Source organism: Dinghuibacter sp. (assembly GCF_035492835.1).
Classification (GTDB): Bacteria; Bacteroidota; Bacteroidia; order Chitinophagales; family Chitinophagaceae; genus Dinghuibacter.
In genome coordinates this window covers 1-10,525 of sequence record NZ_DATJIY010000238.1, presented here as the reverse complement: position 1 = coordinate 10,525, position 10,525 = coordinate 1, and the positions used below count along the sequence as shown (strand labels likewise).

Annotated in this window: 9 protein-coding genes; 2 read left to right on the top strand and 7 right to left on the bottom strand. The window is 59.9% G+C overall.

From position 1 onward, the window contains the following. The 7 genes from VL547_RS21685 to VL547_RS21655 all read right to left on the bottom strand — a co-directional run. Nucleotides 1-391 (bottom strand): MFS transporter (locus tag VL547_RS21685; protein WP_325581936.1); only part of this gene is annotated, 391 nt, incomplete at its 3' end. A gap of 66 nt (nucleotides 392-457) precedes the next feature. Next, nucleotides 458-1,690 (bottom strand): nucleoside permease, encoded by a 1,233-nt coding sequence (locus VL547_RS21680; RefSeq protein WP_325581933.1) that lies wholly within the window; start codon nucleotides 1,688-1,690, stop codon nucleotides 458-460. A gap of 77 nt (nucleotides 1,691-1,767) precedes the next feature. Continuing rightward, nucleotides 1,768-2,307: a gluconate 2-dehydrogenase subunit 3 family protein gene (locus tag VL547_RS21675; protein ID WP_325581931.1), complete on the bottom strand. Its 540-nt coding sequence runs from the start codon at nucleotides 2,305-2,307 to the stop codon at nucleotides 1,768-1,770. A 10-nt stretch (nucleotides 2,308-2,317) separates the two neighbouring features. After that, complete coding sequence (locus VL547_RS21670; protein ID WP_325581929.1) at nucleotides 2,318-3,997, bottom strand: GMC family oxidoreductase; 1,680 nt, start codon at nucleotides 3,995-3,997, stop codon at nucleotides 2,318-2,320. An 84-nt stretch (nucleotides 3,998-4,081) separates the two neighbouring features. Then, entirely contained in the window at nucleotides 4,082-5,134 is a 1,053-nt protein-coding gene (locus tag VL547_RS21665) for a sugar phosphate isomerase/epimerase (protein ID WP_325581927.1), read from the bottom strand. Nucleotides 5,135-5,143: 9 nt separating this feature from the next. Next, complete coding sequence (locus tag VL547_RS21660; RefSeq protein WP_325581925.1) at nucleotides 5,144-6,304, bottom strand: Gfo/Idh/MocA family oxidoreductase; 1,161 nt, start codon at nucleotides 6,302-6,304, stop codon at nucleotides 5,144-5,146. Nucleotides 6,305-6,394: 90 nt separating this feature from the next. Next, nucleotides 6,395-7,000, bottom strand: coding sequence for a hypothetical protein (locus VL547_RS21655; RefSeq protein WP_325581923.1), 606 nt, complete (start codon nucleotides 6,998-7,000; stop codon nucleotides 6,395-6,397). A gap of 52 nt (nucleotides 7,001-7,052) precedes the next feature. On the opposite strand from VL547_RS21655, the gene VL547_RS21650 reads away from it, so the two are divergent. Both VL547_RS21650 and VL547_RS21645 read left to right on the top strand, forming a co-directional pair. Further along, nucleotides 7,053-8,603: an aspartyl/asparaginyl beta-hydroxylase domain-containing protein gene (locus VL547_RS21650; protein WP_325581921.1), complete on the top strand. Its 1,551-nt coding sequence runs from the start codon at nucleotides 7,053-7,055 to the stop codon at nucleotides 8,601-8,603. A 26-nt stretch (nucleotides 8,604-8,629) separates the two neighbouring features. Then, the coding region (locus VL547_RS21645; RefSeq protein ID WP_325581919.1) for a DUF2723 domain-containing protein at nucleotides 8,630-10,525 on the top strand (1,896 nt) is incomplete at its 3' end.

Below are 10,525 nucleotides of genomic sequence, written 5' to 3'. Positions count from 1 at the left end.
TCTTGTTGTCCGGAAAAAGTGAGGCCACCAGCGGGTTACAGGCCGCTTCGACGGTCCCGTTGGCGATCCCGATCAGCAGGGTCGACAGGAACAAGGTCCAATAACCCGTGGCAAAGATCGTCATCGCGATCCCCACGAGGTGGAAAATGAAGGCGCCGACCAGCAGCTTCTTCATCCCGATGATGTCGACGATGAACCCGCCGACGATGACCGCCAGCGGAAATCCCCAGAAGGCCGTGGCGGCAATGGTGCCGAGCTGGGACGCATCGAGGTGGAACCGGACGCCCAGCTCATTCAGAATACCGGCACGGATACCAAAGCTCAGGGAGGTTACCAGCAGGGCGAGACAGCTGGCCGCAAAGAGTTTGTTGCGCTGTATGGCAGCAGACATAGCAAGTAATTTAGGGCATAATATACGCAAAAACAGCTTCCTATGTAGCGCCCCGGCGCCCAAACCTTACACGGCGGCCTTCGCAGCGCGCTTACCGCGGAAGAAGATGGCGAACAGCACGAGCACGGCGGCCGCGAAGATCGCGGGGATCATCCAGACGTGCTGCCAGTCGGTGGTACCGTCCGGGAGCGTCGCCTTGTCGGTCACGATGCCCGCTACGAAGAAGCCCACAGCCATCCCGGCGCCATATGTAGCCAGCGTGATCAGGCCCTGGGCGGCGCTTTTATACCTTTCCCCGGCTTGCGTATCGGTGTATATCTGACCGGTGACAAAAAAGAAATCGTAGCAGACGCCATGCAACGCAATTCCCGCGATCAGCATCCAGGCTCCATCGCCCGCGTTACCGTGGGCAAACAACAGGTAACGGACCGCCCAGGCGCCCATGGCGATCAGCAGGGTCTTTTTCAAACCAAAGCGCGCGAAGAAAACCGGTAGCAACAACATAAAGAGCACCTCGGACATTTGCCCGAAAGTCATCTTACCGGTGGGGTTGGCCAGGTGGATGGCCGCCAGGAAGGGGTTGGCGTTCTGATAGTAGAAAGCGAGGGGGATACAGATCAGCACGGAGGCGATAAAGAAAACGACGTAGTTCCGGTCCTTGAACAGCTTCAGGGCGTCCAGCCCCAGCATTGAACCGACGCTGACCTTTTCGTGGCGGTTGAAGCGGGGAGGGGTTTTGGGAAGTGCGAAGCTGAACAGCCCGAGGACCAGCGATGCGATGGCCGTCATCAGGAAGGTATTTTTCAACATCCCGGCCGCCAGGCCTTCGGTGCTATCCCAATGAAACAGATAGCTGATCAGCAACCCCGCCACGATCCAACCGATCGTGCCCCACACCCGGATGCTCCCGAATTCCTTTTCGGAACTTTTCATTTGATTGAACGACACCGAATTGACCAGCGCCAGCGTAGGCATGTACAAGATCATATACACGAGCAGGCAGGGATAGAATCCCCCAAATGCCCCGGATTTGTAACACATATACATCAGGACGGCCCCGACCAGGTGCAATACCCCCAAAATGCGCTCCGCGTTGAAGTAGCGGTCGGCGATCAGACCAATGATAAATGGCGCGATGATGGCGCCCCAGGACTGGGTGGAGAAGGCGGACCCGATCTGCACCCCGGTGGCGTGCAGGTTAGCGCCTAAAAAAGTGCCAAGGGTAACGAACCACGCGCCCCAGATAAAAAACTCCAGGAACATCATGGCGGAAAGCTTTGCGCGGATGGATCCGTTCATAACAAGTTTGTTCGATTCGTAGTTTCAAATACCCCTCGACCGCGGGCGGGGGCCGCGACAGCTGCGGGCCGGGGGCCCTATGTCGCCCAAACGCGGTCGCCCTTCTTGTACGGCAGGTTCCCGTCGTAGTGCCCGGGCGTCTCGACATAACGCGCCGCCTTTGTCGCCCCGACCTCGGAGGAATAGAATCCCCAGACCGTCAGCTGCTTCATCAGCTTGAAATAGTGCTTGTGCTTGTCGTCGTCGTATTTCGGGTCGCGCGACTCCTTGTCCAGGCCGACGAGCAGGTCGTGGCGGCCAGCCGCGTCGAGGTCCATGAATTTCTTGTCGCGGAGCACGGCAAGCCCTTTGGTAAAGGTATCCTGATCCTCGGGGGTATAACAATCCGTGACGATGACTTTCATGAACTCCCCGATCCTGGCCTCCTTCGCTCCCGGTACGCCGGGGGTGGCGGGCAGGATGGTCTCGCCTATCTCGTCCATCAGGGCTACGTCGGTATCATAAAAAAGTCCTTCTTTACGCGCCGGTGTCTTACAACCCGACAAAAAGGCTTCCGCACCGACCACAGCGCCGCCCGTCAGGACGGCAACCATTTTTAACACGTCTCTTCTTTGCATGGCGCTTTTTTTAAAGGTTACCTTTTTTGAGCTCCTCGACCGCGTGGTTGGCGGCGCGGGCCGTGAAGGCCATATAAGACAGGGAAGGGTTGACACAGTTGGAGGAGGTCATGAACGAACCGTCGGTGACGAAAACGTTCGGCGCGTCCCAAACCTGGTTCCACTTGTTGAGGACGGACGTTTTCGGGTCGTTCCCCATCCGGCAGGTGCCCATCTCGTGGATACCGCGGCCGAGCACGGCATTGTCGTCGTGTCCCTTGACGTCCTTGACACCCACCGCCTGGAGCATTTCTATGGCGTCCTGCTGCATGTCCTTGCGCATCTTGAACTCGTTGTCCCGAAGACCCGCATCTATCGACGGCACGTTGAGACCCCATTTATCCTTTTTGGTCTTGTCCAGCGTCATCTTGTTCTCATGGTAGGGCAGCGTTTCGCCAAAACCGCCCATGCCCATGCTCCAGCCGCCCGGTTCTGACAGCGCCTCTTTCAGATCGGCGCCGATGGTCAGCTCCGCGATCTCGCGCTTCCAACCCTCCCGGCTGGCTCCGCCCTGGTATCCAAAGCCACGGATATAGTCGCGCTTGTCGCCAAAAAGGTTCCGGAAACGCGGGATATAGATGCCGTTGGCGCGGCGGCCGAAATAGTATTTATCCTCATATCCGTCCACGACGCCTGATGCACCGACGCCCAAGTGGTGGTCCATGATGTTGTGTCCCAGCTCCCCGCTGCTCGATCCCAGTCCGTCGGGCCATATGTCGGTGGCGGAGTTCATCAGCAACCAGGCGGTATTGATGGTGGAGGCGTTCAGGAAAACGATCTTCGATTTGTACTGGTAGGTCTTGTTGTTTTCGGCGTCCAGGACTTCCACGCCGATAGCGCGTTTCTTGTCTTTGTCGTAGAGAACCTGGGTCACGATCGACCAGGGACGGAGAGTCAGCTTCCCGGTGGCCATGGCCGCGGGCAGCGTCGACGACTGGGTGCTGAAGTAACCGCCGAAGGGACAACCCAGGGCGCATTTGTTACGGTACTGGCAGTTCGTCCGGCCCCCATGGGGCACCGTGATGTTGGCCGTGCGGCCGATAATCATATGACGGGAGTCCTTATAATAAGTTTTGAGACGGGCCGACAGGTCCTTCTCCACCACGTTCAGCTCCATCGGCGGCAGGAATTGACCGTCGGGCAGCTGGGGCAGGCCTTCCTTCGACCCGCTGATCCCTGCGAACTGCTCCACGTGGTCATACCAGGGGGCAATGTCGCGGTACCGGACCGGCCAGTCGATGCCGATCCCGTCCTTGGCGTTGGCTTCGAAATCGAAGTCGCTCCAGCGATAGCTTTGACGCCCCCACATGAGCGAACGGCCGCCGACGTGATAACCGCGGAACCAGTCGAACCGCTTTACTTCCGTAAAGGGCGATTCTTTTTCGTTGGTCCAGTACTCCAGGTTTTGTTCGCTGAGCGGGTAGTCCCGGTTGAGCACCGGGTAATCCTTCTCCATTTGTTGGGTCTTGCTCCCTCTGTGTGGGAAGTCCCAGGGATTCTTGGTAGCGTTCACATAGTCTTTTACGTGTTCGATGTTCCGTCCACGTTCCAGCAGCAGCACCGTTAGTCCCTTCTCTGTGAGTTCTTTAGCCGCCCAGCCTCCGCTGATACCGGAGCCTACGACTATCGCGTCAAATTCATTGTCAGCCATGATTGTACGATTAAGGGGAGCTAAATGTAAGGAAAAAATCGTCTCACCCACGTGCGCGCCAACGTGCGCAAACCATTGCACAACTCAGATACCCAGGATTCGCCTGTTCGCCGCCGCATCGATACCGCTCGACGCGAAATCGTCAAATGCCTTATCGGTTACATGGATGATGTGATCCGCGATAAAACGCGCGCCCTCGCGGGCCCCGTCCTCCGGATGCTTGAGCGCGCACTCCCATTCCAGCACGGCCCAGCCCGGAAAATCGTATTGCGCCATTTTGCTGAAGATGGATTTGAAGTCGACCTGTCCGTCGCCCAGCGACCTGAAGCGGCCGGCGCGGTCGATCCAGGCGGAATAGCCCCCGTACACGCCCTGGCGTCCGGTGGGGTTGAATTCCGCGTCCTTGACGTGGAACATCTTTATACGCTCGTGGTAGATGTCGATAAACTGCAGGTAGTCCAGGCACTGCAGGACGAAGTGCGACGGATCGTAGAGCAGGCACGCGCGGGGGTGATCTTTTACTTCATCGAGAAAACGCTCGTAGGTCACGCCGTCGTGGAGGTCTTCGCCGGGGTGTATTTCATAACAAAGGTCGACGCCTTCCTCGTCGAATTTGTTGAGGATGGGTACCCAGCGGTTGCCGAGCTCCTTGAAGCCCTCTTCCACCAGACCCGCGGGCCGCTGCGGCCAGGGATACACCATGGGCCACAGGAAAGAGCCGCTGAAGGTCACGTGCGCGCTCAGACCCAGGTGACGGGAAGCGCGCGCGGCGTAGCGCAGTTGCTGGACCGCCCATTCGGTGCGGGCCTTGGGATCACCGTGGACCTGCGCCGGCGCAAATCCGTCGAAAAGGGCATCATAGGCGGGATGGACCGCTACCAGCTGTCCCTGCAGGTGCGTGGACAGCTCGGTGATCTCCAGGCCGTGCGCGGCCACCCGTCCCTTTAATTCTTCGGCGTAGGTCTTGCTCTCGGCGGCCTTTTGGAGGTCGATAAAACGGGCGTCGTTCGTCGGGAGTTGTATACCCTTATATCCCAGGCCTTTTGCCCAGGCGCAAATACCGTCCAGGCTGTCAAAGGGCGGTTGGTCGCCGATGAATTGGGCCAGGAAGATGGCGGGTCCTTTAATGGTTCGCATGGCAAGAAATTATTGAATGTTGAAAGGGATCCATTTTTGGTCGGAGCGGCCGGAAGCGATGGCGTGCTCGATAAAGGCCATCCCGCGCACGCCCTCGGCGGTACCGGGATAGTCCAGTGATTCGGGGGAAGGCGTGCGCCCCTCCATATCGGCCACGATGCACTCGGCGACGTTCCGGTAGAGGTTGGCAAAGGCCTCCAGGTAGCCCTCGGGGTGTCCGCCCGGGGTGCGCGTGTTGTGGCGCGCGAAGCTGCTCGTGTAGGCTTCGGCGGTGCGGTATATTTCACTCGGACGGCCCAGCCATTTGACCACAAGCGAATTGCAGTCTTCCTGTTGCCACTCCAGGCCGCCGTTTTCGCCATAGACGCGGATACGGATGTTGTTTTCTTCGCCGGCCGCCACCTGGGTAGCAAACAAAACGCCGCTGGCGCCGCCCTTGAAACGGAGCAGGATGGAGCCGTCGTCATCGAGCTTCCTGCCCGGGACGATGGTTTGTATGTCCGCGTTGAGCTGGGAAACCTGCAACCCGCTGACGTATTCCGCGAGGTTGAAGGCGTGCGTCCCGATGTCCCCCATGCAACCGGCGATACCGCTCTGGTGAGGGTCGGTGCGCCAGGCCGCCTGTTTGTTGCCCCCGCTTTCCTCGTCGCGGCTCAGCCAGCCTTGCGGATATTCAACGTAGACCTTGCGGATCTTGCCCAGCTTACCGGAGGCCACGAGCTGCCGCGCTTCCTTGACCATGGGGTAACCGGTATACGTATGGGTCAGACAAAAACGCTTCCCGCCGGACTTGACGATCCGATCCAGCTCCTGCGCCTCGGCCAGCGAAAACGTCATGGGCTTGTCGAGGATGACGTGCATCCCATTTTCGAGCGCCAGCCGGGCCGGTTCAAAGTGTACGTGGTTGGGGGTGACGATGCTGATGACCTGGACCCTGCGGTCTTCCGGCAGGGCCGCTTCCTTTTCGAATAGTTCCCGGTAAGAGCCGTAGCAACGCGTGGGGTCCAGCCCCAACGCGGCGCCGCTCGTTTTTGAGCGTTCCGGGTCGCTGCTAAAGGCGCCGCATACCAGCTCATACATATCATCCATACGCGCCGCAATCCGGTGAACCGCGCCGATAAAAGCGCCCTGCCCGCCGCCGATCATTCCGAGACGAAGTTTTTTGTGCATGTCGATCAGGTTGAAAAAGCGCTTAAAGCTAAAGCAAAAAATGCCGCGCGGCAAAACAAAATCACCGCGCGGCGGAGGCGCCGCGCCCTGTCACAGTCCCTCTTTCATGAGCGCCATGTTCAACGTCTTGTCGGGACTCGCCCGCGCCAGCGAAAACACCATCAGCTTCGCCTCCGGCAGCGCCTCGTGCACGACCTCCAGGATGGCCGACGCCGTCGCGCCCGTTGTGACGATGTCGTCGAGGATCAACACCCTTTGTCCCCAGCGGCCGGGATTGCCACCCCACCAATAATATACGCCCTTGAGCTCGGCGATGCGCTCGGCCTTCGTGAGCATCTCGCGACACGTGCGCGTAACCCGGCGTTTAGCCAGGAGGCCCGCGTCGTAACGGCCGCCGGAGCGTCGCGCAATCGCCTCACCCAAGGCATCCAAAGGTCGCCGGCCGGTGGAGCACAACTCCTGGTGATGCAATGCCCGGACCACGAGTGTTCCCGGCGCCAAGCCACCCAGCGTCGACAATGCTGCCGAAGTCCAGGCCCCGACATCCGGTGCGAGGCCCATTTTAAAACGGACCAAACTATGGGACAGCCTGTCCGCCCCATACCCCAAGGGGTAATAGTGACAAAGAAAAAGATGCGCGGCCATACCGCGCCCGCCCCCGGCGACGTAAGAAATCCGACCTTCCTGCAACCACATAACCCCCAAAGAAGCGTACATTTAAAGAGTCATACAAATACCCTCACCGTCGATGCCTGCCCCGATTCGTTTTGCCCGTTTGCCTGTAACCCTGCCCCTGTCCGACATACAGGCGGAAATCATTGCCCTGCCGAACGCCTGGAAGGCCCACCTCAACACCGCGCACTACCAGGGAAACTGGACCGTGTTATCCCTGAGGTCCCCCGGGGGGAACCCGGACCACGTCGTAGCGGACGCCCTGGACGGGTCCAGTTGGGCGGACACGCCGTTGATGGGGCATATGCCCCGGCTGCGCGCTTTTCTGGACTCCTTACCATTCCCGTTGTGGGCGGTGCGCCTCCTCAGGCTGGAGGCCGGGGCGTACATCAAGGAGCACCGGGACCTCGACCTGAGCTACGAACAGGGGGAAATACGCCTCCACTTCCCCCTCATCACCCACCCCGCAGTCGAATTCGTGATCGACGGCCAGCGGGTGCCGATGGGTCCGGGGGAATGCTGGTATGTCAACGCCAACCTCCCGCACCGGGTCGCCAACCCGGGCCCGGGGGACCGCATCCACCTGGTCATCGACGGACCGGTGACGACTGAAGTAAAGGCCCTGGTCGAACGGGGCATGGTCAACCGGCGGATGCCGCCGGCGGAGCTGGCGGCCGGTCTCCGCAACTGGATACCCACCGCCCTGGTCCGCCGGGATGACGAATGGCTTTGCCGCTGGCTGGACGCGGCGGATGTGCCGTTCACCGACCCGTTTTTTGACGAGACATTGAATATCTGCCGTAACCGGCCGGAGAACCGCCATTCCTTTGCCGTCCTGGGCAGCGTCGATTCCATGATGGAATGGGCGCCCGCGCTTCCATCGGTGCCGCCCTCGGCCTTCATCTTCCACGTATCGCGTTGCGGGTCCACGCTGGCGGCGCAGCTGCTGGGGATGGACCCCGCTCATATCGCCCTCGCCGAAGTGCCCTTTATAGACGACCTGTTGCGCGCCGCCCACCGCGGCGCTGCGCTACCGGACCTGGTCGGGGCTTTGCGCGCGGCCTTTGCCTTCTATGGCCAGCAAAGGAATGGGACCGAGACGCGGTTGTGGGTAAAGACGGATAGCTGGCACGTGTTTTTTTATCCTTACCTGCGCGCCTTATATCCCGAAACACTCTTTTATTTATTGTACCGGGAACCGTCGGCCGTGTTGTATTCCCACCGGAAACGCCGGGGGATGCAAAGCGTGCCGGGGATCATCGAACAGGATATCATCGGCGGGGAGCCGCCGGCGACGACGGACCTCGACGCCTATATGGCCATGGTCCTCGGGCGCTATATGGAACGCTTCCTCGACATCGCCGCCGTCGATCCGCTGGCGCGGCTGGTCAACTATAGCGAGGGGATCCTCCCGATCGTCGAACGCATCGCCCGTGAAACGGATACGCCGCTGACGCGCCACGACCAGATGACCGAGCGGTTGCGCTTTAACGCCAAGGAGCCGTCGCAGGTATTTGCGGAGGAACCGGGCAGCGGTTTGCCGCAGACGATGCTAGCGCCCCTGGCGGTTCTGTACGAGCGCCTGGAGGGGGCGCGCCTGTCCATGCGTGACGAGGCGCTGGGGTAGCGCATTTTTTATTACGTTTGCCGCGTATGCACTTTCGCAAAGCCAACAACCTCACGGGCTGGATCGTCGGCCTTATCGCCTGTACCGTTTACCTCCTTACCCGTGAAGCCACGGGGAGCTTTTGGGACTGCGGGGAATTCATTGCCTCGGCGATGCACGTGCAAATCCCGCACCCGCCGGGAGCGCCGCTGTTTATCCTGCTGGGCAGGCTGAGCATCCTGCTGTCTCCCCTCAACCCCGCCTTGGGCGTCAATACGCTGAGCGCCATGGGGAGTGGCCTGGCGATCCTGTTTCTGTTCTGGACCATCACGCATTTTGCCCGTAAGATGTACCACAAGCCCGTGGACCAGCTGTCCCGGGATGAAATATTCACCATCATGGCCGCGGGCGCGGTGGGCGCGCTGGCCTATACTTTTTCCGACTCGTTCTGGTTTTCGGCGGTGGAAGCCGAGGTGTACGGGATGTCGGGGTTTTTTACAGCGCTGGTGTTCTGGATCATACTGAAATGGGAAAACGCGGCCGACAAACCCGGGGCAGACCGCTGGATCGTGCTGTTGTTCTTTCTGATCGGTTTGAGCGTGGGCGTGCACCTGCTCAGCCTGCTGACCATCCCGTCGGTCGTGATGGTCTACTATTTCCGGAAATATCCCGTGACCTGGCGGGGAACGGCGCTGGCTTTTCTCGTGGGTTGCGCGCTGACGGGATTCGTGCAGATCGTGGTCATCCAGAAAACGGTGTTTTGGGCGAGCGACCTCGACGTCTTTTTCGTGAACAAGCTGGGATGGCCATTCTTCTCGGGTTTTGCGTGTTTTTATTTTCTGCTGTCGGTGGGTATTTTTTTCGGGTTGCGCCTGTCGCGGTGGAAGTTCCTGACCCTGGGCCTCTGGTGCCTGACCTTCCTGCTGATCGGCTACTCCTCTTATATCACCACGCTGGAGCGGTCCAATGCCGACCCGGCGGTAGACATGTACAACGTAGACAACCCCATCAGCCTGGCGGGGTACCTGGGCCGCGACCAGTATGGGGACTTCCCGCTGATCTATGGCCAGAAATTCACCGCGGAGGGGCACTGGGTGACCGACGGGGATCAATACGCCAAGGGGGAGAAGAAATACGTCGTCACCGGCAAACGTACGCACGTGGCATACGACGCCGCGGACAAGATGCTGTTCTCCCGCGTCTGGAGCACCGAGGGGGAATACGCCGACTACTACGCCGAATGGCTGGGTATCGCCAAGCTCCACGACCCGCAGACGGGCCGGGATTTTTACGAACGCGCGCCCACGGAGTGGGATAACCTCAACTGGTTCGTGACGTACCAGATGGGCCTGATGTACGGGCGGTATTTCGGCTGGAACTTTATCGGCCGGCAGAACGACCTCCAGTGCTATGGTAATCCGCGGGATGGGAACTGCGTCACCGGCGTTTCTTTTATAGACCGGCTCTTATGGGGCGACCAATCCCGACTCCCCGACAGTGTCCGTTGGGGTAACAAGGCCTATAACCCCCTGTATGGGCTGCCGCTCATCCTGGGGTTGTTGGGTTTTGTCGCGCAATACCGCCGCGGGCGCCGGGACTGGATCGTGAACGGGGTGTTGTTTTTCTTCACCGGTATCGCGATTGTGCTGTATATCAACCAACCGGGGAACCAGCCTCGCGAAAGGGACTATGCCTATACCGGGAGCTTTTACGCGTTTGCGGTGTGGATCGGACTCGGCGTGCTGCTGGTGCAACGGTGGCTGAAGCGTCGCTGGCTCGCCGCGGCGCTTTGTATGTCCATACCGGTCCTGATGGCTATACGCGAATGGGACGACCACGACCGTAGCCATAAAACCGCCGCTTTGGCCATGGCCGAAGACTACCTGAACAGCTGCGCGCCGAATGCCATCCTTTTTACCTTTGGGGACAACGATACCTACCCG